Here is a 21,733-nt window from a genome sequence, read left to right on the forward strand (position 1 = left end):
GGATGATAATATGAATAAATTCAGATTAAATATAGACGGAAAAGAAGTATTTGGATTGCCAGGTCAAACAATTCTTGAAGTTGCAAGAGAAAATGATGTTTTCATTCCTACTCTATGCTACGATGAAAGAACTAAAATATATGGTTCATGTGGTTTATGTGTAGTTGAAATAGAAGGAATGCCAAAAATGGTAAAGGCTTGTGCTACAGAAATATCACCTAATATGATAATAAAAACTAACACAAGCAGAGTTATAGAGTCAAGAAAAACAAATTTAGAGTTATTACTATCTAATCACGTTGGGGATTGTAGACCTCCATGTGTTCTAGCATGTCCTGCAGGCACTGATTGTCAAGGATATGTGGGATTAATAGCAAATGGAGAATATGAGACAGCAATAGAATTAATTAAAGACAGAATTCCACTACCAGCAGCTATTGGTAGAGTATGTCCTCATCCATGTGAAGAAAATTGTAGAAGAAAACTTGTGGAAGAACCAGTATCTATAGCTTGGTTAAAAAGATTTGCTGCTGATAAAGATTTAGAAAGTGAAAATCCATTTATACCAGAAATAGCAGAAGAAACTGGTAAGAGTGTTGCCATAATAGGTGGTGGACCAATGGGTCTATCAGCTGCATATTTCTTAAGACAAATGGGTCATAGTGTAACTATAATTGAATCTATGCCTAAACTTGGTGGTATGCTTCGTTATGGAATACCAGAGTATAGACTTCCAAAAGCTGTTTTAGATGAAGAAATAGCATTAATTGAAAGTATGGGTGTTAAAATGATACCTAATACTAAAGTTGGTGTGGATATACCATTTGAAACTATAAAAGCAGATTATGATGCTGTACTTCTTGGAATTGGTGCTTGGGTATCTACTGGTGTTAGATGTAAAGGTGAAGATAGTGAAGGCGTTATAGGTGGTATAGACTTCCTAAGAAAAGTTGTTAGAAATGAAGAAATAAAACTTGGTGAAAACGTAGCTATAGTTGGTGGTGGTAATACTGCAATGGATGCTTGTAGAACTGCTGTAAGACTAGGAGCTAAAAAAGTTTATAATATATATAGAAGAACTAAAAATGAAATGCCTGCTGATATGGTAGAAATAGTTGAAGCTGAAGAAGAAGGAGTAATCTTCAAAAACTTAACTAATCCTATTGAAGTTGTTGCAGACGAAAATGGAAAAGTTAAACAAGTAGTACTTCAAGTTATGGAACTTGGTGAAGCTGATGCATCTGGAAGAAGAAGTCCAGTTGCAGTAGAAGGAAAAACTGAAACTATAGATATAGACACTATGATACTAGCTATAGGTCAAGCAGTTGATGCTTCTAAATTTGAAGGTATGGATAAGACTAGAAAAAATGCCATAGCTTATGATAAAGATACATTTATGACGTCACAGGAAGGTGTATTTGCTGGTGGAGACTGTGGTAATGATAAGATATCAATAGCAGTAGAAGCTATAGCTGATGCTAGAAAAGTATCAGATTCTATAAATGCTTACTTAAATGGTGAAACATTAAAATATGAAAAACCATTTGTTGTTGAAAGATTTGATATAACTGAAAAAACATTTGAAGATAGAGAAAGAATGTGTAGACCAGTTATGGATCAATTAGAAGCAGAAGAAAGAAAAGATAACTTTACTGAAGTAGTATTCGGATATGACGAAGAACAAGCAGTAAAAGATGCTTCTAGATGTTTAGAATGTGGTTGTCATGACTACTTTGAATGTAAATTAATAGATTATGCTAATCAATATGATGTTAAACCAGAAAGATTAGCTGGAGATAAAAATGTAATAGAATTTGAAGATGATCATCCGTTTATAGTAAGAGATCCGAACAAATGTGTACTTTGCGGACTTTGTGTAAGAGTTTGTGATGAAGTTATGGGTGTTGGAGCTTTAGGACTTGTTAACAGAGGATTTGATACTGTTGTTAAACCATCCCTTGAAAAATCTTTAGCAGAGTCTGGATGTATGTCTTGTGGACAATGTGTAAGTGTTTGTCCAACAGGAGCACTTCAAGAAAGACAAAGTGTAGTTAAGGAAGTTCCACTTGCAACAGATGTTACAGATACAACATGTTCATTCTGTTCAGTAGGATGTTCTCTACATTTAGAAACATGTGGAGACATGTTAATTAAATCTAACCCAGATAAAAAGGGTCCAGTTAATCAAGGACTTATCTGTGGTAAGGGTAAATGGGGATTTGATTGTTCAGCATTAGAAGGAAAATTAACTAATCCACTTATAAAAGGTGAGGATGGATTTAGAGAAGCTGATTATCATGAAGCATTATTACTTGTTGCTAAAAAGGCTGAAAGTATAGCTGCTAAATATGGTAAAGATGCTGTAGCTGTTGCCATATCAGATAGATTTACAAATGAAGAAGCTTATGTAATGAAAAAATTAGCTGACACTATGGGAGCAAAAACACTTTGCTTTAATAATGTTGAAAGCGGATTAGAAAAAGTTATAGGATTAGATGCTTCTCCTAATACAATTGATGAATTATTAGCTACAAATGTAATAGTTACTTTTGGATTTGTAATGGAAAACAATCCAGTAATTCAACTTAAGTTAAAACAAGCTGCTGAACAAGGAGCAAAAGTATATGTAATAAATCCTAAAGGATATGAAGTAAATAACTTTGATTTTGCTACAAAAGTTGTATATGTTGAAAATGACTTAAGTGCTGTTAAAGAAATGGCTAAAGCGTTAATAGAAATGGGTAAAGCTTCTTCAATGGATAATTTCGAAGAATTTAAAGCTTCACTAGACAATGTTTCTGTAAGTGATGAAATAAAAGAAATAGCAAATGCTTACGCTACAGCTAAAAAAGCAATGCTTGTATTCCAACAAAATGTAGTTTCAGTTGAAGTTTCTACTATGATAGGAAATATTGCCCTACTTTCAGGACATATAGGATCACCTAGAGATGGTATACTTCAAATAAAAGCTAAAAACAATTCTCAAGGATTAATTGATATGGGAATAAAAGCTGGAGTAGAAGCTATGGAAGGTGTAAAAGGACTTCTATGCTTTGGAGAAAATCCTCATGTTAATTTATCTAACTTAGAATTTTTAATGGTTTTAGATACTCATATGACTGAAACTTGTGATATAGCTGATGTTATTATACCAGGTACTGGTTTTGCATCAGTAAATGGAACATTTACTAATACAGAAAGAAGAATACAAAGCGTAAATGCTGCTATAGTTGAAAATGTATTAACTAATTATGAAGTTGCAGCTGAAATAGCTCATGTATATGAAGTAGACTTTAACTATAGAGATACTGCGGATATAAGTATTGAAATGGAAGATGTTTTACCTAAATATAAATATGCTAAAGTTGGAGAAATATACGGAAATGTATTATCTCCAGTTGATGCTAAATTTGTAGTAGTAAATGATAGTGAATTTGTAAATGTTCATAATTGTACAGATAATTTAATGAATGTTATAAATGAAAGATTACCTAAACAAGTTAATACATTTATAAAAAAAGAATGCTGTGTAGCAACAGAGATATAAGAACTTTAAATTATAATTAATCGAGTAGGAGCTAAATAATTATTTTATTTAGCGTCCTCTCACACCACCGTGCGTACCGTTCGGTACACGGCGGTTCATTAAGTTCCATGCACTTTTAAATATCTCTTGGAAATACTCATATATCCTATTTCTTCTAGGTATTTATTTGTAAGTGTTTTTGATAGGATTGGGCTACCGGATATTCTCCAGTAGCCTTTTCTTGTATTTGAATATTGGTAGGCCTTATATTTATCCATTCCAAGTTTAACAAGATTCTTACACTTCGTCCTTGGTAATTTCCATTGTTTCCAGATACATGCTCTAAGTCTTCGCCTAATCCATTTTTCAATATTTTGTATATTGCCTTTAGCTTTCGCTATGCCAAAGTAATTAATCCAACCTATCATAAGTTGATTAAGTTTCAACATTCTCCATCCCATATCTATTCCTTTATTTCTATTTGTAATTTCTATTACTTTAGATTTTAGTTTATTATATGAGCTTTCATGTATCCTTATTTGGGCGCCGCCCTTTGTAAAATAGAATGAAAATCCTAGAAATTTTCTGCGACTAACTAAGTCAACGGCACTTTTCTTTTCATTTATTTTAAGTTTTAATTCATTTTCAATTAATTTCTTAATACTGTTTAAAACTCTTAACCCTGCTTTTCTACTTTTAACGTAGATATTACAGTCATCTGCGAATCTACAGAATTTATGACCTCTTCTTTCTAATTCTTTATCAACCTCATCAAGCATTATATTTGATAGAAGCGGACTTAATGGTCCTCCTTGGGGAGTTCCTTCTTCATTTGATACGATAACTCCATTTAACATTATTCCACTTTTAAGATATTTCCTTATTAAGTCTAATACTCTTTTATCTTTAATTTGTCTTGATAATCTATCAATTAAAATGTCATGATTTACTTTATCAAAGAATTTCTCTAAATCCATATCTACTACCCATTTATATCCTTCATTTATATATTCTAAGGATTTCTTTATTGCTTGATGCTGACTTCTGTTTGGTCTAAAACCATAACTACTATTAGAGAAAATTGGTTCATATACAAATGTCAACGCTTGTGCTATTGCTTGTTGTATCATTCTATCTACTACTGTTGGAATTCCAAGCATCCTAGTCCCACCGTTAGGTTTAGGTATTTCTACCCTTCTAACAGGTGATGGTTTGTATGTTCCATCTAATAATTTAGATTTCATTGTAGTCCAGTGCTTTTTGCAATAGTCGTGAAGTTCATCAGTCTTTATTCCATCAACACCGTGACTACCTTTATTCTTGATTACTCGTTGCATAGCACGATACATATTATCTTTTGCTAAGATTTTATCGAGTAAATTATTAGTAGATATTTTTGCACGGTTCTCTATTTCTACCTTCGGTAATACCGAAGCTACGCTATGCACTCCATGTTTATTTCCAGTTTCCAACTTTACTTCCACACGGTAGCCTGAATATTCAGTTGTCTGCACTTTATCCACGTTCTTCAATTTATCCAAAGTTGAAAACCTCCTTAATGTTCAGTCCTTCCTATTGATTGCGCAGTCAATAGTACTATGACGTCTGCTGACTTCTGATAGTTCAATTACATATCACTATGTAGGTTATCATCTAGGAAGTTCATCCTCTATTAATGATATATCTATCAGACCTCCCCAGGTAAGAGCAACAACCTTCATCTCATATATCTGCTACATTTACTATTAGAAATTTTGGATAGTGTTGGACTTTGTCTTGTTACGCAAACTCGTCCGTTTCCAATAGCCTCATATGTAGTTCGTGTTCCTCAGACCAAGACTTTGCCGTAGGCTTCCTTCAGATTCCACCTCACGATGGACACCCTTGCCATTAGCTAGCGGTTCCCACTATCAAGCCCGCAACGGACTTTCACCGTCAAGTTGTTGCCCATGCTGGGCACACGTAAAAAAGAAGCCACTTGTAAATAAGTGGCTTTTTTTATTGTATATAATATTTATAATTTTACTTTTTATGGGAGTGTAGATAGGTTTGTGTAAAAACAAACTTACCTACACTTTTTTAGTATTTAAAATTGGTAAGTTTGGAATAATATTCATATTAAAATTTATGGAGGTTTGTAAAATGAAAGATATAATTATTCCAGATATTGATTATCAAGCAGAGGTGAAAAAATGTAAGACAATGGAAGACATCGTTGGAAAAAATGGATTGATGCAAAAACTATTCAAGGATGTAATGCAACAACTTTTAGAGGCTGAAATGGAAGAACATCTAGGTAGAGAGAAATATGAAAGATCTGATAATAATGATACAAATTATCGAAATGGATATAGTTCAAAGACAATAAGTAGTAGTTTTGGTGATATTGGATTAGATGTTCCAAGAGATAGAAAATCAGAATTTGAACCGAAGGTTGTTAAGAAATATGAAACAGTATGTAATGAATTAGATAAAAAGATAATAGGTCTTTATGCTTGTGGAATGAGTGTGAGAGATATTCAATCTGAAATGGAAGAGCTATATGGTATAGATGTATCACCTTCAATGATTTCTAAGATAACAGATAAGGTTGTTGAGGCTGCCGCCGAATGGCAAAGTAGAACACTTGATGAAATTTATCCTATAGTATATATGGATGCTATGCATTTTAAAGTAAGAGATGATAATAAAATAGTATCTAAAGCTGCATACATTTGTATGGCCTTAGATATGAAAGGAAAAAAAGATATATTAGGTATTTGGATAGGTGAATCTGAAGGGGCAAAGTTCTGGCTATCAGTATGTAATGATTTAAAAAATAGAGGTTTAAATGATATATTAATAGCTTGCATGGATGGTTTAAAAGGCCTTCCAGAAGCAATAAAAACTGTATATCCAGATGTGAATATACAAACTTGCATAGTACATCAAATTAGAAATTCATTAAAATATATAGCATCAAAAGATCAAAAGGAATTTATGAAAGATTTAAAGAATGTGTATAGAGCATTCAATGAAGAAACTGCGCTTGCAAATTTAGATATTTTAAAAGATAAATGGTATAACAAGTATTCAGTTGTAATAGATTCTTGGTATAATAATTGGCCTAATTTAGCAACGTTTTTCGATTTTTCTGAAGATATTAGAAGAATCATATATACTACAAACTCACTAGAAGGTTTTAATAGACAGCTAAGAAAATATACAAAGGTTAGAACTGTATTTCCTACAGATGAGTCACTAAGAAAATCTCTGTATCTTTCTACTATGAAAATCATAGAAAAATGGACATCTCCAAATCAAAATTGGGCTACCACTTTAGCGCAGCTAACAATTAGATTTGAAGATAGAATTCCTAAAAAATATACAATCTAAAATTTTTTTGAAAATGGTAAATTTAGTGTATATTGTCCTAAATTAGACACATAATAAAAATGTATAAAATACCATTATTAGTATTCCAATCAAATAAAAAAATATTACTGGAATAAGTAATTTCCAGTAATATCAATTAATAAATAAGTCTATTTACACAAATCTATAGACATTCTCCTTTTTATAACTTGATGTATTAGTACTATTGAGCAAATATTAAATTAGCACGTCATGCAATATGCAAAGCCCTATGCACTGATTATAAGTATGGGAATTCCTTTTGGAATTTTTTCTGCTGGAATATCTTATTTTATTCGAGCAGACGGTAATCCCAACTATTCAAGTTTAGTTTTGTTGTCAGGAGCTATTTTCAACATGATATTTGATCCAATTTTTTTATTTGTATTTAAGATGGGCATTGAGGGAATTGCTTTGGCCACTGTATTTGGTCAAATCTTATCAAGTATACTTGGGCTTATATATTTACTTTTTAGATTTAAATCAGTATCTATTAGTAAAAATGATTTTATCTTTAATCCTAAAATAATATATACAATTTGTTCTTTAGGAGTAGCAGCCTTTACAACACATATTTTATCAACAATAGTACAAATTATTCAAATGAATACTTTACGATATTATGGAGGTTTATCAATTTATGGTAGTGAAATAGCCATAGCTGCAGCAGGTGCTGTAGGAAAGATTACAGTTCTTTTTTATCTTGTATTATAGGAATTTCTTTAGGATGTCAGCCTATTTATGGTTTTAATTTTGGAAGTAAGAAGTATGATAGAGTTAAAGAAACTTATCTTATGGCAATTAAATATGGAACAATAGTAGCTATTATAACATTTTTCCCATATTATTAGGTATTGATGGCGTTTTCTTTGTTGGTCCCATATCAGATGGCATTGCTGCGTTAATTGTAATATTATTTGCTAGAAGAGAAGTCAAAAAACTTACAAAAATGGAATTGGAGAAAACTTTAAAAATAAAAGAGGAAAATTAAAATGAAAAGAGATAGAAGAAGTGAAATATTAGATATATCTAAACAGTTGTTTAATGAGAGAGGATTTAATGCTGTTTCAATACGTGATATTGCAAATCATTTGGGTATTAGCAGTGGCAACCTAACTTATTACTTTAATAAAAAAGAAGAAATTATGGAAGCTCTTATTGATGAAAATTCAGATGAATCATGGACTAAACCTATAGAGAAACTTGATGAACTAGATGCATTTTTTATTCATATACAGCAAGTAGTTCAAGATAATGCCTTTTATTTTTGGCATCATGCTCAACTTTCACAATTATCTAGCAAAATACGAAAAAAGCAAGAAGATAGATATGATTACAATGTAAAAATACTAAAAGAATGCCTTAATAAGCTTAAATCTGAGAGATTAATTAGAGCAGAGAAGTTTATTCATGAATATGATAGAGTAATTGATACTTTACTGATTTCAAGTATATATTGGATACCATTTTCTAATATAAAAGGATTAAATTATACTCAAGAATCTTATCGAAATCATGCATGGTCAATAATGTATAATTTACTAACTGATAAAGGACGCAATGAGCTATCTAAAATTATAGATAATTAGAAAAGGAAAAAGCCATCTCAATAGGAGTGGCTTTTTCTTTTATCTAATTTATTTAATAAAAACTATTTATTATTTTCAATAGCTTTTTCAGCATAGTTTGTAGTTACAACTGAGTTATATGGTATTTTCTCGTTTAATTCTCCGCCTTCAATCATAATATCCATTAATCTGTTTAAGCTATCTTCTTTTAGAAGTGGATCTGATGACCATGCATCAATTTCTTTGTACTTTTGTGCAACAACTATTAAATCTTCTAAAGAAGTATCTTCAAAGAATGGTTGCATAGCTTTAGCTACTTCTTCGTCAGAAGCTTGTTGAACCCATTTTTGACCTTTATATAGTGCATTAGTAAATCTTTGTATTAAATCTGAATTCTTATCCATATATGATTTAGTAGCACTGTAACAAGTAAAAGGTATTTCGCCAGCATCCTGACCAACAGATGCCACAATATAACCTGCACCTTCTTTTACCAACTGAGTTGCAGTAGGTTCAAATGCTGTTGTATAATCAGCCTCACCAGCTGCAAATGCTCCAGCCATTACGCCAAATTGAACATCCGTACGAACATTTACCTGTCCTTTTGATGTATTCTCACCAATAGTTAAATCTTGATTTTTTAATAAATATTCCAATGTCATTAGAGGAACTCCACCAGCTCTTCCACCTAGAATCTCTTTTCCTTCTAAATCTTTATAAGTAAAATTATCATTTTTTTCTCTAGATACTATAAAACTTCCGTCTCTCTTTGTTAATTGTGCAAAGTTAATAGCATAATCATCGCTACCTTGTTTATACACGTATATAGAAGCTTCAGGACCCATAAGACCAATATCAGCTTCTCCAGAAATTAAAGCTGCCATAGTTTTATCAGCACCTTGTGCATCTATTAAATCCACTTCAATTCCTTCCTCTTCAAAAAATCCCTGTGTAATTGCTGCGTATTGAGGTGCATAGAAAACAGAGTGTGTTACTTCAGCCACAGTAACCTTATCTAACTCTTTATCCTTTGTAGACTGGTTATTTGAAGCACAACCAGTAAGACAGCACGCTCCTAATGAAAGAGCACTAGCAAGAGCAATAATCTTTTTATGCATATATATATCCCCCTATAAATTAACGATAATATATTATATTAAAAAGGAGATATAGGTGTTACAAAAAAAGAGAACATATATTATATATGCTCTCTAAAATGTTTAGTGATTTAGTTCTATCTTATTTGTTTCGCTTAGGTATTTATTATTTTCCATTGGTATATCGTCGAAAATAAATTGTTTTAAAACTACTACTGAATTTTTATCATATAACCAAACCCAACCAGCATCTTTATATTTGCCACCCTTAGAGTGTATGTCATCTATTATAGGGAATTGTCCCTGTTTAATAGTACTATCTTTAGAAAGAATGCTATATGCTGATGTTCCAAGATTTAATAATTCAATAGATCCCATATTAGTGCTTACGCTAGGCAATAAAGATTTTATTAATTTTGGATATTCAGATGAAGAAAGACCTTTCAACTTTGATGCTACTCCCATTATAACTTTTCTTTGTCTACCATCTCTATAAATGGCACTGTCTATATCTCTAATTCTACAATAAGATATAGCTTGATAACCAGTTAATGTTTGTACACCAGAACCTGGAATTAACTTCATTTCACCTTTATCAGCATTATCATAAGACTCATATGTGGAAGGTATTAATTTATTTACAGCTTTCATTTCTTTCTCTGTGATATCTACTTCTACTCCTCCAAGCTGTGTTATTACATCCATTAATCCTTCAAAGTCAATTTGAATAAATTTATCAATGTCTATTCCGAATTCGTTACTTATAGTTTTAAACAATAATTGCTCTTTGCCCCAAAAATAGGATGCATTAAGCTTACCCATACCTTCTCCTGGTATTTCAACATATGTATCACGGGCTAAAGAAGTTAATTTTACGCTGTTGTGTGTATTATCAATAGTAACTATCATCATGCAGTCAGATCTGTAGGCACTTTCATTTTCTCTACCATCAGTTCCTAGTAATAATATGTTGGTAACACCCTCGACTTGCTCATTAGTATCTATATTATTTATTTTATAATAAAGAAACCCGAAAACAGCCATAGGTAATAATAAAAGAACTATAACTAAAGCTATGACAATTTTTTTCCCACGAGACATAATTACACTCCTTTATAATAAAATTTAAAGTTTCAAAAAATTTGAGTAAAAAATTTTAGTAATTTAAAGAGATATTATTATTGTTAAGTAGATATTCATTATCTTTCATGTCTATATTGTTATATATAAAATCTCTTAATACACCTGTGGAATTAATATCATATACCCATACCCAACCTGAATTGCCATATATTCCTCCTTTTGAATGTATTTCATCTGTAATAGGGAATTCTCCTTCTTTTAAAGTTGTTTTAAGTGATTTTCCAGATAAAATATTATATCCTGTAAGTGCAAGACTAGTAATGTCACTTGATGTTAAATTTGTAGTAATATATGGAGTTAGGGCATCAATTAACTGTGGATATTTTGTAAAGGATACATCTTGGTATTTTTTCATAACAGCATTAATAACATTTCTTTGTCTACCATCTCTAAATATGGCACTATCACTTTTTCTAATACGGCTATAAGATAAAGCCTGATAACCATTTAATGTTTGTTTGCCAGGTGACTCTATTAATTGCATTTCTCCCTTGTTAGGATTTTCGCAGAATTTATAGCATTCTGGAATGAATTTATTCACTTCATTTATTTCTGATTCTTTAACATCTAACTCTACTCCATCTAAAGCATAAATAATATCCATTAAAGAAGTGAAGTCTACAATTACATATTTATCTAGACCTATACCAAATTCATCTTCAATTGTTTCAAATAAAAGATTTTCCTTTCCCCAAAAATAAGCAGTATTCAATTTACCTTTACCTCTTCCTGGTAAATTAACGTAAGTATCTCTTGCTAAAGAAGTAAGTTTAATATTTTTATTATTATTATCAATAGTAAGAATAATCATAGAATCTGTTCTAAAGGCAGTCTCATCTTTTCTACCATCTGTTCCAAGTAATAAAATATTAGTTATACCATCAACCTCTTCAATTTTAGATTTATAAGTTGATGATACTGTTACATCTTTCAGTTTGTATTGTAAATATCCATAAACTGACACTGGTATTATGACAATAAGGGATATTATACAAAGAATAATTTTTTTGTATTTTGACATTTTTCTCCACCCAATCTGATTTATATTTATAGTAAAAATTATAACAATACAAACATGTTAGGGCAAGAAATAATTGAATTTTTTCCCAATAAACTACTTTTTTAGGCGTTTTAAATTTATATTAAAGTTATTTAACAAAATATGGTCCATTGCTTTCAAAATGGTAAAAAATGGAATATAATTATATTGACTGTAAGTCAAAAAAATAATAGGAGGAAATGAATAAATGAAAAAGATCTTATCTATTTTACTATCATGTATTCTAGGATTTGGTTTAGTTGCATGTAGTTCTTCATCAGAGGAAACTAACAATGAGGGTAAAGAAATTGCAATGATAACCGATATAGGAACAATTGATGACAAATCATTTAACCAAGGTACTTGGGAGGGTATAGAAGCTTATGCTGATAAACACAATATCTCTCATGAGTATTACAAACCAACTGAACAATCTACGGATGCATATTTAGCGGCTATAGAATTAGCTGTTCAAGGTGGTGCTAAAGTAGTAGTTACTCCAGGATTTTTATTTGAAGAGCCTATATTCATAGCTCAAGATAAATATCCAGATGTACACTTTATATTAATTGATGGAAATCCACATGATACAGACAACAATTACAAAACAAATGATAATACGGTAGGTATAGTATTTGCAGAAGAACAATCTGGTTATTTAGCTGGATATGCAGCTGTAAAAGAAGGATATACAAAATTAGGATTTATGGGTGGAATGGCAGTACCAGCTGTTATACGTTTTGGATATGGATTTGTACAAGGTGCTGATGCTGCAGCAAAAGAATTAAAAGTAGATAAAGTTGATATTAAATACCACTACACAGGTGGATTTGATGCTACACCAGAAGTACAAACATTAGCTTCATCTTGGTATACTGATGGAACTGAAGTAATATTTGCAGCTGGTGGTGCTGTAGGAAACTCTGTAATGTCTGCTGCTGAATCAATAGAAGGTAAAAAAGTTATAGGTGTTGACGTTGACCAAAGTAGTGAGTCTGATACAGTAATAACTTCTGCAATGAAAGGTTTATCATCAGCAGTTGAACAAACATTAGACGCATATTATAATGGTAAGTTCCCAGGAGGAGAATCTTTAGTACTTGGTGCAGATAAAGATGGTGTTAAGCTTCCTATGGAAACTTCTAAGTTTGAAAAATTCACTCAAGCAGATTACGATAAAGTTTACAAAAACTTAGCAGATGGAAAAATAAAACTTCAAAAAGATGACGTTGGAAATGCTACAGATTTAAATGTTAGTGTTGTATCTGTGAAAGTAGTAAAATAAATATATTTTTATAAATTAGTAAAAAGTCAGTTCTTTTGAACTGACTTTTTTATTGAATAATTTCCATAAATTGTAAAAAAACTTTTTTTCTTGTATAATTATAATAAACAAATAATTAGTAAGGAGATATCTATGGAACATATAATAGAAATGCTAGATATAACTAAAGAATTTCCTGGAATAATAGCTAATGACAATATTACTTTACAATTAAAAAAAGGAGAAGTACATGCTTTATTGGGTGAAAATGGAGCAGGAAAGTCTACACTAATGAGTGTATTGTTTGGTTTATACCAACCAGAAAAAGGTGTAATTAAAAAAAATGGAGAGGTAGTAAATATAAAAGATCCAAATGATGCAAATAACTTAGGAATAGGTATGGTTCACCAACACTTTAAGTTGGTACACAACTTTACTGTACTACAAAATATAATTTTAGGGGTGGAAACTACTAGTCATGGACTGTTAAAAATGGACGATGCTAGAAAAAGAGTTATAGATTTGTCACAAAAATATGGATTAATGGTTGAGCCAGATGCCATTATAGAGGACATAACAGTAGGAATGCAACAACGTGTAGAAATATTAAAAATGCTATATAGAAATAATGAAATTTTAATATTTGATGAACCGACAGCTGTACTTACTCCTCAAGAAATAGAAGAATTAATGAAAATAATGAAAAGCTTGGCTAAGGAAGGAAAGTCCATTTTATTTATTACTCATAAATTAAATGAAATAAAAGCCGTGGCAGATAGATGTACAGTCCTTAGAAAAGGAAAATATATTGACACTGTCAAAGTTAGCCAAGTTACAAAAGAAGAACTTTCTGAAATGATGGTAGGGCGTAAAGTAAATTTACAAATAGAAAAGAACATACCACAAATTGGAGAAATTATATTGGAAGTAAAAAATTTATCGGTAAATTCAAAAGGCAATAATAAGAAGCTAGTTGACAATGTATCTTTTAATGTTAAAAAGGGAGAGATAGTTTGTATTGCCGGAATTGATGGAAATGGTCAATCAGAATTAGTATATGCTTTAACAGGCCTTGGTCCCATAAGTAGTGGTAGTATTTCTTTAAATGGAAGTGATATTACAAATGAAAGTGTTAGAAAAAGAAACATTAAAGGAATGGCACATATACCTGAAGATAGACATAAAGATGGACTAATTTTAGAGTATTCTTTAGGTGAAAATCTTATGTTGAAAAGATATTTTACAAAAGATTATCAAAATAAAGGATTTATAAATTTTCATAATGTGGATGAATATACAAATAAATTAATAAGTCAATATGATATTAGAAGTGGTAAAGGTACTAAAACTACTACTAGAAGCATGTCTGGAGGTAATCAGCAAAAGGCTATTATAGCTAGAGAAGTTGATTTAGATCCAGAAATATTAATAGCAGTACAGCCTACTAGAGGGTTAGATGTGGGAGCAATAGAATATATACACCATCAGTTGATAGAAGAAAGAGATAGAGGAAAAGCTATTTTACTTGTATCACTTGAATTAGACGAGGTTATGAACCTAAGTGATAGAATATTAGTGATTTATGAAGGAAAAATAGTAGCAGATTTAAAACCTGAAGAAGTAACAGTTCAAGAATTAGGTTTATATATGGCTGGGTCCAAAACACAAATTACAAGTGAGGTGAGCGCCCATGAATAAGTTAAATAAACTAATACGCAGTGAAGGATTTAATAGTGCAATGTCTTCCATATTTGCCATATTAATAGGACTTGCTTTTGGCTTTATTGTTTTATTAATAAGTAATCCATCACAAGCTGTAAGAGGATTTGGCATAATTTTAGAAGGGGGATTTAGTACAGGAGCAAAAGGTATTGGACAAGTTTTTTATTTTGCCGCACCATTAATACTAACTGGCCTTTCAGTAGGATTTGCATTTAAAACAGGATTATTTAACATAGGTGCTCCAGGACAATTTATAATGGGGGCATTTGCCGCAGTATTTATAGGAGTTAAATGTACATTTTTACCAGCACCATTTCATTGGATAGTAGCGTTGCTAGCAGCAGCAATTGTTGGTGGACTTTGGGCATTGATTCCAGGAATATTAAAGGCTTATTATAATGTACATGAAGTTATTTCAACTATTATGATGAATTATATAGGTATGTATTTATGTAATATGTTAGTTAAATTATATATATATGACTCTAATAAGTCTATGTCTCAAAATTGTTTAGTAAGTGCAGACTTACCAAAATGGGGACTGGATAAGGTTTTTGTCAATGTTACAGGTACTTACAAAGATATTTCCACAGTAAATGGAGGAATAATTATTGCTATTATTATAGCTATTTTAATTTATATTATATTAAATAAAACCATATTTGGATATGAGTTAAAGGCTTGTGGATTTAATTCAAGTGCAAGTAAATATGCAGGAATAAATGAAAAGAGAAATATTATTTTGTCTATGGTAATATCAGGTGCTTTATCAGGACTGGGTGGAGGATTGCTTTATTTATCAGGAGCAAATGGTAGACATATTAAAGTTGTAGATGTATTAGCAGTAGAAGGATTTAACGGAATACCAGTTGCCCTACTTGCTCTATCAAACCCTATAGGAATAATCTTCTCAGCAATATTTATTTCTTACTTAACATTAGGTGGAAACTACTTACAAACTCTTAATTTTATGCCAGAAGTAATTGATATAATTATAGCTTGTATTATTTATTTTAGTGCTTTTGCATTATTCTTTAGATCTATATTGCCTAAAATATTAAAGAAGAAAGATTCAAAAAAAGAAATTATAGAAGCTACTGAAGGGAGTGAAGAGTAATGGATATACTATTTTTAATAGTACAACAAACAATGTTCTTTTCCATACCTTTATTAATAGTTGCCCTTGGAGGAGTATTTACTGAACGAAGCGGAGTTACAAATATAGCCTTAGATGGAATTATGATTATGGGTGCTTTTGCAAGTATTTTATTTATAAATAAGATGCAAGATAAAATGAGTGGTCAATTACTATTAATAATGGCAATACTTATTGCTATAATAACAGGTATGATATTTTCATTATTACTTGCATACTCAGCAATAAATATGAAAGCAGACCAAATTATAGGCGGAACAGCTTTAAATATGTTTGCACCAGCTTTTGCTATTTATGCAGCTAGAATGATTCAAACAAATGGAGTACAACAAATTACTTTTAATAACACTTTCAGGATTCCTTCAGTTCCTATATTGGGAGATATACCTATAATAGGAGATTTATTCTTTAAGAATTGCTACATAACTACGTATATAGGTTTAGCTATTTTAGCAATTTCTATTATAGTATTATATAAAACAAAATTTGGTCTTAGACTTAGAGCTTGTGGTGAGCATCCACAAGCAGCTGATTCAGTAGGGATTAATGTTTATAAAATGCGTTATGCAGGAGTATTAATTTCTGGAGCACTTGCAGGGCTTGGAGGTTTAGTATTTGTAATACCAACTTCTACAAATTTTAATGCTACAGTTTCAGGATATGGCTTCTTAGCACTTGCTGTTATGATTTTTGGTCAATGGAAACCCTTAAGAGTATTATTTGCAGCATTATTCTTTGGTTTAATGAAGACTATTGCATCAGCATATTCAGTTATACCTTTACTATCAAGTTTAAATATACCTAGTGATGTATATAAAATGATTCCTTTTATTGCAACGCTAATAGTACTAGCATTTACGTCAAAATCTTCTCAAGCACCAAGAGCTGTGGCACAGCCTTATGATAAGGGAAGTAGATAGATAAAGAAAAAGTATTGCTTACTAAGCAATACTTTTTCTTTATCCTTTAATTTTTCTTTGTCTATAATAATAAAACTTTTCTATTAGATTAACAATTTCATACATAGCCCAAGCACAAACTGCAAGGACAAATACGCCCATCATTACAACGTCTAGTTTAAACACTTGGCTTCCATAGACAATTAAATAACCTATACCATATCTTGATACTAAAAATTCACCAACTATAACACCTACCCAAGCCATACCAATATTTATTTTAGTTAGATTTATTAAATTTCCTATATTACCAGGTAAAATAAGCTTAAATAGAATTTGACTCTTTGTAGCACCGAAACTTTTTAACATTTTGATTTTTTCTTCATCCATATTTTTAAAATAATTATAAGAAGATAAAATAGTAATAACAATAGAAATAGCAACTGCTGTAACTACTATACCTTCAACACCTGCACCTACCCATACGATTATAATAGGAGCAAGGGCTGTTTTAGGTAGCGCATTAAGAACTACTAAGAATGGATCTAAGATTTTAGCTAATGTATCTGACCACCATAGCATAATGGCTATAATTATACCTAAAGTACTACCAATAACTAAACCAAGAACTGTTTCATAAACTGATATACCTATATGTTTAATTAATAATCCGTTCGAAATATAAGATATAAATAGTTTATAAATATCAGAAGGTTTACTAAATAAAAAAGTACTAATAATATTATTGTTAGCTAATACTTCCCAAAGAATAAAGAAACCTATTAGTAAAACAATTTGTATTACAAATATCTTAATTTTTCTCATTTTAACATCTTTTAAATATTTCTCATATTCAATAGATTTTTCATTAAATCTCATTATTATCTAGCTCCTTCCATAATAAGTCAAAATAAGTTTGAAACTTAGGAACTTTACGACACTCAAATGGTGTTCTAGATTCTCCAAGGCCTAAGTCGATGTCATATTCACTTTTAATAGTAGAAGGACGTTTTGATAGTACTGCAACTTTATCGCCCATAGCTATAGCTTCTGCTATATCATGTGTTACTAAAATAGCAGATTTATTTTCATTTTTTATTATTCTATAAACATCATCACTTACAAGTAATCTTGTTTGATAATCTAGTGCAGAAAATGGTTCGTCAAGTAAAAGAACATCTGGGTCTACTGATAAGGTACGAATAAGCGCCACTCTTTGTCTCATACCTCCTGATAATTCCTTAGGATACATATTTCTAAAATCCCATAAATCATAAGTTTTTAACAAATTTTCAACTCTTTCAATGGCTTTAAGGTCTTTATTTTTTTGTATTTCAAGTCCTATAGTAATGTTGTCCATAATACTTCGCCATTCTAAGAGATGATCCCTTTGGAACATATAACCGATTGTTCCATTAATAACAACATCACCGCTAGTTGGCTTTAGAAGCTTTGTGAGGATATTTAGTATTGTTGATTTACCAGAACCTGATGGGCCAAGTAGTGATAAAATCTCTCCTTGTTGAAGAGAGAAGTTAATATTTTGAAGAACTTGAAGTTCTCCTTCTTTTGAATAAAAATTTTTACAGAGGTCAGTAACTTTGATAATCTCCTCCATTTAAGTCACCCCCATGAAGTTTTAAGACTATATATTATAGTATTAATTGGAGTAAGTATTTGTACCAGTTTTCTTGTGAATAAATATAATACAATAAATGAGACGAAAGATGATAAAACATAATAAAAATGTAAAATAATTATGGCGAAATGGTATGAAAAGTAATATGCTTATATTAAAGATAGTAAACTATGTAAATTTTATAATGGCTAAATTCAAAAATTTTAGAAAGTAAAAATATCTAGGAGGGGATAGAAAAAGATATACTATGATGAAAATAGTGGGAAGAAAAGGGGAAAAAATAAGTGGATAAAAGTACTAAACATAATAAAATAATTATATTTTTTTTAATAATAATTTTAATTATTTCAATATTAATATCTTTTGCCATTGGAAAATATCCTATTGAGCCTAATCAAGTACTTGGAATGCTATTATCAAAAATTGCAAATATAGATGAATTCTGGACTGATAGTATGGAAACTATATTTTTTAATGTTAGATTACCAAGAATAATGTTGGCTTGCTTGGTAGGAGGATGTTTAGCGGCGGCAGGTGTATCATATCAATGTATTTTCTTAAATCCTATGGCAGCACCAGATATATTAGGTGCATCTTCAGGGGCTGCATTTGGAGCAGCTTTAGCAATATATCTTTACAAAAGCGGAAACCAAGTTACAATTAGCGCATTTATATTCAGTTTAATCACAGTATTTCTAGTATATATGATAAGTCAAAGGACAAAAGGAAATAAGGTATTAGGATTAATTTTATCAGGTATTATGGTAAGTTCATTGTTTTCTTCAGGAACATCTTTTATTAAATTGGTAGCAGATCCTAACGATCAATTACCAGCTATAACATATTGGTTAATGGGGAGTTTATCCGGAACTAAAACTGCTGATGTTAAATTTGCTGTTATTCCCATGATAATAGGAATAATACCTTTACTATGTATTAGTTGGCAAGTAAATATATTAACAGTGGGGGAAGATGAAGCTAGGACAATGGGAATAAACACCAAGCTTATACGATTTATAACTATCATATGTGCAACACTTTTAACTTCTGCCAGTGTGGCAGTAAGCGGAATGATAGGTTGGATTGGTCTTGTAATACCACATTTATCTAGAAAATTAGTTGGAAATAATTTTGTTTATTTATTACCTACATCAATTGTATTTGGAGCCTCATTTTTGTTATTAGTAGATAATGTGTCTAGAAATTTATGGACTAGTGAGATACCTATAGGAATATTAACTTCATTTATTGGTGTGCCATTTTTCATATATTTAATTACAAGAAGGGGGGATTAATATGGTATTAGAAGTTAAGGATCTTACTTATTCTTACAGAAATACTAAGGTACTAGATAAAGTCTCTTTTGTTGTAGAAGACAGTCAGTTACTATGTATTTTGGGACCTAATGGTGCAGGAAAAAGTACAATGTTTAAGTGTATACTTCAATTATTGAAAGATTATAAGGGAGAAATATTACTAGATAATAAAAAATTAAAGGAATACAAGATTCAAGAATTAGCAAGAAAAGTAGCTTATATTCCACAATCTCATAACCCTGTTTTTAGCTATTGTGTTACAGAAATGGTACTTATGGGTACTACATCACAAATTTCACCTCTGTCTAGACCAACTAAAGCACAAATTAATATAGTTGAACAATCTTTAAAGAAAATAGGAATTTCATATTTAAAAGATAGAAGTTTTATAAATTTAAGTGGAGGAGAAAGACAATTAGTATTAATTGCAAGAGCTTTAGCACAAAAAGCAAAAATACTTGTTATGGACGAGCCAACTTCAGACTTGGATTATGGTAATCAAATTAGAGTATTAAATACAGTAAAAGAATTAACAAGAGAAGGATACACAATCATACAATCCACACACAATCCAGACCAAGCCTTTTTGTATGCAGATAAGGTTTTAGCTTTATATAATCACAAGGTTTTATCATTTGGAACACCTAAGTACATAATTAATTCAGGACTAATTAAAAAATTATACAATGTTGATGTTGAATTAAACAGTTTATATGATGATAAAATCAGAATCTGTATACCAAAAAGTGCAATAATATAATTTTTTAAGGGGGATAAAAATGAAAAAAAAATTACTATCACTATTATTGGTACTAGCTTTATGTATAACATCTCTAGTGGGATGTTCATCGTCTAATGATGATAAAGAGAAAGATAGTGCAAAAACAATAAAATTTACTGACTCAGTGGGGAGAGAAGTTGAAATTCCAGAAAATATTGAAAAAATAGCTCCATCAGGAAGTTTAGCACAAATTGTATTATTTTCAGTAGCTCCAGATAAATTGGTTGGACTATCAGGAGAATGGTCAGAAGACTCAAAGGACTTTATCAATGAAAAATATACTACGCTACCTATATTGGGCCAATTTTATGGAAAAGGTGACTTAAACATGGAAGCTCTTGCAGCTGCTGAGCCACAATTAATAATCGATATAGGTGAGAAAAAAGATGGTATGGAAGAAGATTTAAATTCTATACAAGAGCAAACAGGAATACCGACTATATTTATAGAAGCTACAACTTCTAATATGTCAGACTGCTATACTACATTGGGGAAAATCTTAAATGTAGAAAATGAAGCTAAAGTATTATCTGATTATTGTAAGGCTACTTATAGTACAACTGTTGAAACAATGGAAAAAATAGGCGATAAAAATAAAGTAAGTATTGCTTATTGCTTAGGCGATACAGGAACTAATGTAATAGCAAAAGGTTCTTTCCACGCAGAAATCATAAACTTGCTTGCTAATAATGTGGCTGATTTGAAGGAACCATCAAGCAAAGGCGATGGAAATGAAGTTTCATTAGAACAATTATATATTTGGAATCCAGATGTAATAGTATTTGCTCCACAAAGTGTATATAGTGAAGTGGGAAATGAAAGTGAATGGAAAAAATTAAATGCCATATCTAATGACAAATATTATGAATCACCAAGTATACCATATAACTGGATGGGATTCCCTCCTTCTGTAAACAGATACATGGGAATGATTTGGTTATCTGAAACTCTTTATCCAGAAGAATTTAATTACGATTTAAAAGAAAAAACAAAAGAATTCTATAAATTATTTTATCATGTGGACTTAAGTGATGAACAATATAAAGAATTAACTAAAAATGCTATTAAATAATTTTTGTAATAGATTTCAATAAATAATTAATAAAAAACATCAGATAGAGAAGTAATCTATCTGATGTTTTATATTAATTATATTTTCTTATAAATAATATTATATAATGTGAAGCTTA

At 30.6% G+C, this 21,733-nt stretch carries 18 protein-coding genes; 12 read left to right on the forward strand and 6 right to left on the reverse strand.

From position 1 onward, the window contains the following. The first annotated feature begins 10 nt into the window (after nucleotides 1-10). Entirely contained in the window at nucleotides 11-3,547 is a 3,537-nt protein-coding gene (locus tag TVTCOM_RS10275; protein ID WP_434796183.1) for a molybdopterin-dependent oxidoreductase, read from the forward strand. 98 nt (nucleotides 3,548-3,645) lie between these two features. On the opposite strand, the gene ltrA is transcribed toward TVTCOM_RS10275, so the two are convergent. Continuing rightward, on the reverse strand, nucleotides 3,646-5,067 hold the full coding sequence (ltrA, locus tag TVTCOM_RS10280) for a group II intron reverse transcriptase/maturase (RefSeq protein WP_228110198.1): 1,422 nt from the start codon (nucleotides 5,065-5,067) through the stop codon (nucleotides 3,646-3,648). A 601-nt stretch (nucleotides 5,068-5,668) separates the two neighbouring features. Here ltrA and TVTCOM_RS10285 point away from each other — a divergent pair. The 4 genes from TVTCOM_RS10285 (at nucleotide 5,669) to TVTCOM_RS10300 (ending at nucleotide 8,508) form a co-directional block, all read left to right on the forward strand. Then, nucleotides 5,669-6,901 carry an IS256 family transposase gene (locus TVTCOM_RS10285; protein ID WP_434796184.1) on the forward strand — a complete coding sequence of 411 codons (1,233 nt, stop codon included), beginning with the start codon at nucleotides 5,669-5,671 and terminating at the stop codon, nucleotides 6,899-6,901. Nucleotides 6,902-7,132: 231 nt separating this feature from the next. Then, on the forward strand, nucleotides 7,133-7,633 hold the full coding sequence (locus TVTCOM_RS10290) for a hypothetical protein (RefSeq protein ID WP_434796185.1): 501 nt from the start codon (nucleotides 7,133-7,135) through the stop codon (nucleotides 7,631-7,633). 23 nt (nucleotides 7,634-7,656) lie between these two features. Continuing rightward, nucleotides 7,657-7,770 (forward strand): hypothetical protein, encoded by a 114-nt coding sequence (locus TVTCOM_RS10295; RefSeq protein ID WP_434799733.1) that lies wholly within the window; start codon nucleotides 7,657-7,659, stop codon nucleotides 7,768-7,770. Nucleotides 7,771-7,911: 141 nt separating this feature from the next. After that, the gene (locus tag TVTCOM_RS10300; protein WP_434796186.1) at nucleotides 7,912-8,508 is read left to right on the forward strand and encodes a TetR/AcrR family transcriptional regulator; all 597 of its coding nucleotides are present in this window, start codon (nucleotides 7,912-7,914) and stop codon (nucleotides 8,506-8,508) included. Nucleotides 8,509-8,570: 62 nt separating this feature from the next. Here TVTCOM_RS10300 and TVTCOM_RS10305 read toward each other — a convergent pair whose 3' ends face one another. From TVTCOM_RS10305 to TVTCOM_RS10315, 3 genes are all read right to left on the reverse strand, one after another. Further along, on the reverse strand, nucleotides 8,571-9,605 hold the full coding sequence (locus TVTCOM_RS10305; protein WP_434796187.1) for an ABC transporter substrate-binding protein: 1,035 nt from the start codon (nucleotides 9,603-9,605) through the stop codon (nucleotides 8,571-8,573). Nucleotides 9,606-9,707: 102 nt separating this feature from the next. Continuing rightward, a complete protein-coding gene (locus TVTCOM_RS10310; RefSeq protein WP_434796188.1) occupies nucleotides 9,708-10,685 on the reverse strand; it encodes an LCP family protein in 978 nt (325 codons plus the stop codon). A gap of 55 nt (nucleotides 10,686-10,740) precedes the next feature. After that, on the reverse strand, nucleotides 10,741-11,748 hold the full coding sequence (locus TVTCOM_RS10315) for an LCP family protein (protein ID WP_434796189.1): 1,008 nt from the start codon (nucleotides 11,746-11,748) through the stop codon (nucleotides 10,741-10,743). 226 nt (nucleotides 11,749-11,974) lie between these two features. Here TVTCOM_RS10315 and TVTCOM_RS10320 point away from each other — a divergent pair, with 226 nt between their 5' ends. The 4 genes from TVTCOM_RS10320 to TVTCOM_RS10335 all read left to right on the forward strand — a co-directional run bounded on the left by TVTCOM_RS10320 (nucleotide 11,975) and on the right by TVTCOM_RS10335 (nucleotide 16,828). Further along, the gene (locus tag TVTCOM_RS10320; RefSeq protein WP_434796190.1) at nucleotides 11,975-13,051 is read left to right on the forward strand and encodes a BMP family lipoprotein; all 1,077 of its coding nucleotides are present in this window, start codon (nucleotides 11,975-11,977) and stop codon (nucleotides 13,049-13,051) included. Between the two features lie 132 nt (nucleotides 13,052-13,183). After that, entirely contained in the window at nucleotides 13,184-14,728 is a 1,545-nt protein-coding gene (locus TVTCOM_RS10325; RefSeq protein ID WP_434796191.1) for an ABC transporter ATP-binding protein, read from the forward strand. Further along, nucleotides 14,721-15,869 carry an ABC transporter permease gene (locus TVTCOM_RS10330; RefSeq protein ID WP_434796192.1) on the forward strand — a complete coding sequence of 383 codons (1,149 nt, stop codon included), beginning with the start codon at nucleotides 14,721-14,723 and terminating at the stop codon, nucleotides 15,867-15,869. The genes TVTCOM_RS10325 and TVTCOM_RS10330 overlap by 8 nt, the downstream gene beginning before the upstream one ends. Then, nucleotides 15,869-16,828 carry an ABC transporter permease gene (locus TVTCOM_RS10335; RefSeq protein WP_434796193.1) on the forward strand — a complete coding sequence of 320 codons (960 nt, stop codon included), beginning with the start codon at nucleotides 15,869-15,871 and terminating at the stop codon, nucleotides 16,826-16,828. The genes TVTCOM_RS10330 and TVTCOM_RS10335 overlap by 1 nt, the downstream gene beginning before the upstream one ends. Nucleotides 16,829-16,867: 39 nt before the next feature. On the opposite strand, the gene TVTCOM_RS10340 is transcribed toward TVTCOM_RS10335, so the two are convergent. Both TVTCOM_RS10340 and TVTCOM_RS10345 read right to left on the reverse strand, forming a co-directional pair. Next, nucleotides 16,868-17,686 (reverse strand): ABC transporter permease, encoded by an 819-nt coding sequence (locus TVTCOM_RS10340; RefSeq protein ID WP_434796194.1) that lies wholly within the window; start codon nucleotides 17,684-17,686, stop codon nucleotides 16,868-16,870. After that, the gene (locus TVTCOM_RS10345; RefSeq protein WP_434796195.1) at nucleotides 17,676-18,425 is read right to left on the reverse strand and encodes an ABC transporter ATP-binding protein; all 750 of its coding nucleotides are present in this window, start codon (nucleotides 18,423-18,425) and stop codon (nucleotides 17,676-17,678) included. The genes TVTCOM_RS10340 and TVTCOM_RS10345 overlap by 11 nt, the downstream gene beginning before the upstream one ends. A gap of 305 nt (nucleotides 18,426-18,730) precedes the next feature. On the opposite strand from TVTCOM_RS10345, the gene TVTCOM_RS10350 reads away from it, so the two are divergent. The 3 genes from TVTCOM_RS10350 to TVTCOM_RS10360 are packed head-to-tail and all read left to right on the forward strand — an operon-like array spanning nucleotide 18,731 to nucleotide 21,615. Next, the gene (locus tag TVTCOM_RS10350) at nucleotides 18,731-19,741 is read left to right on the forward strand and encodes a FecCD family ABC transporter permease (RefSeq protein ID WP_434796196.1); all 1,011 of its coding nucleotides are present in this window, start codon (nucleotides 18,731-18,733) and stop codon (nucleotides 19,739-19,741) included. Between the two features lies 1 nt (nucleotide 19,742). Continuing rightward, the gene (locus TVTCOM_RS10355; RefSeq protein WP_434796197.1) at nucleotides 19,743-20,522 is read left to right on the forward strand and encodes an ABC transporter ATP-binding protein; all 780 of its coding nucleotides are present in this window, start codon (nucleotides 19,743-19,745) and stop codon (nucleotides 20,520-20,522) included. Nucleotides 20,523-20,541: 19 nt separating this feature from the next. Continuing rightward, complete coding sequence (locus tag TVTCOM_RS10360) at nucleotides 20,542-21,615, forward strand: ABC transporter substrate-binding protein (protein WP_434796198.1); 1,074 nt, start codon at nucleotides 20,542-20,544, stop codon at nucleotides 21,613-21,615. Nucleotides 21,616-21,733 lie beyond the last annotated feature (118 nt).

It is taken from the genome of Terrisporobacter vanillatitrophus, from assembly GCF_051148895.1.
Taxonomy (GTDB): Bacteria; Bacillota; Clostridia; order Peptostreptococcales; family Peptostreptococcaceae; genus Terrisporobacter; species Terrisporobacter vanillatitrophus.

Excerpts from the sequence above, each read along its gene's own strand:
- TVTCOM_RS10275 (WP_434796183.1), top strand. The coding sequence starts at position 11 with ATGAATAAATTCAGATTAAATATAGACGGAAAAGAAGTATTTGGATTG.
- TVTCOM_RS10285 (WP_434796184.1), top strand. The coding sequence starts at position 5,669 with ATGAAAGATATAATTATTCCAGATATTGATTATCAAGCAGAGGTGAAA.
- TVTCOM_RS10290 (WP_434796185.1), top strand. The coding sequence starts at position 7,133 with ATGCAATATGCAAAGCCCTATGCACTGATTATAAGTATGGGAATTCCT.
- TVTCOM_RS10300 (WP_434796186.1), top strand. The coding sequence starts at position 7,912 with ATGAAAAGAGATAGAAGAAGTGAAATATTAGATATATCTAAACAGTTG.
- TVTCOM_RS10305 (WP_434796187.1), bottom strand. The coding sequence starts at position 9,605 with ATGCATAAAAAGATTATTGCTCTTGCTAGTGCTCTTTCATTAGGAGCG.
- TVTCOM_RS10310 (WP_434796188.1), bottom strand. The coding sequence starts at position 10,685 with ATGTCTCGTGGGAAAAAAATTGTCATAGCTTTAGTTATAGTTCTTTTA.
- TVTCOM_RS10315 (WP_434796189.1), bottom strand. The coding sequence starts at position 11,748 with ATGTCAAAATACAAAAAAATTATTCTTTGTATAATATCCCTTATTGTC.
- TVTCOM_RS10320 (WP_434796190.1), top strand. The coding sequence starts at position 11,975 with ATGAAAAAGATCTTATCTATTTTACTATCATGTATTCTAGGATTTGGT.
- TVTCOM_RS10325 (WP_434796191.1), top strand. The coding sequence starts at position 13,184 with ATGGAACATATAATAGAAATGCTAGATATAACTAAAGAATTTCCTGGA.
- TVTCOM_RS10330 (WP_434796192.1), top strand. The coding sequence starts at position 14,721 with ATGAATAAGTTAAATAAACTAATACGCAGTGAAGGATTTAATAGTGCA.
- TVTCOM_RS10335 (WP_434796193.1), top strand. The coding sequence starts at position 15,869 with ATGGATATACTATTTTTAATAGTACAACAAACAATGTTCTTTTCCATA.
- TVTCOM_RS10340 (WP_434796194.1), bottom strand. The coding sequence starts at position 17,686 with ATGAGATTTAATGAAAAATCTATTGAATATGAGAAATATTTAAAAGAT.
- TVTCOM_RS10345 (WP_434796195.1), bottom strand. The coding sequence starts at position 18,425 with ATGGAGGAGATTATCAAAGTTACTGACCTCTGTAAAAATTTTTATTCA.
- TVTCOM_RS10355 (WP_434796197.1), top strand. The coding sequence starts at position 19,743 with ATGGTATTAGAAGTTAAGGATCTTACTTATTCTTACAGAAATACTAAG.
- TVTCOM_RS10360 (WP_434796198.1), top strand. The coding sequence starts at position 20,542 with ATGAAAAAAAAATTACTATCACTATTATTGGTACTAGCTTTATGTATA.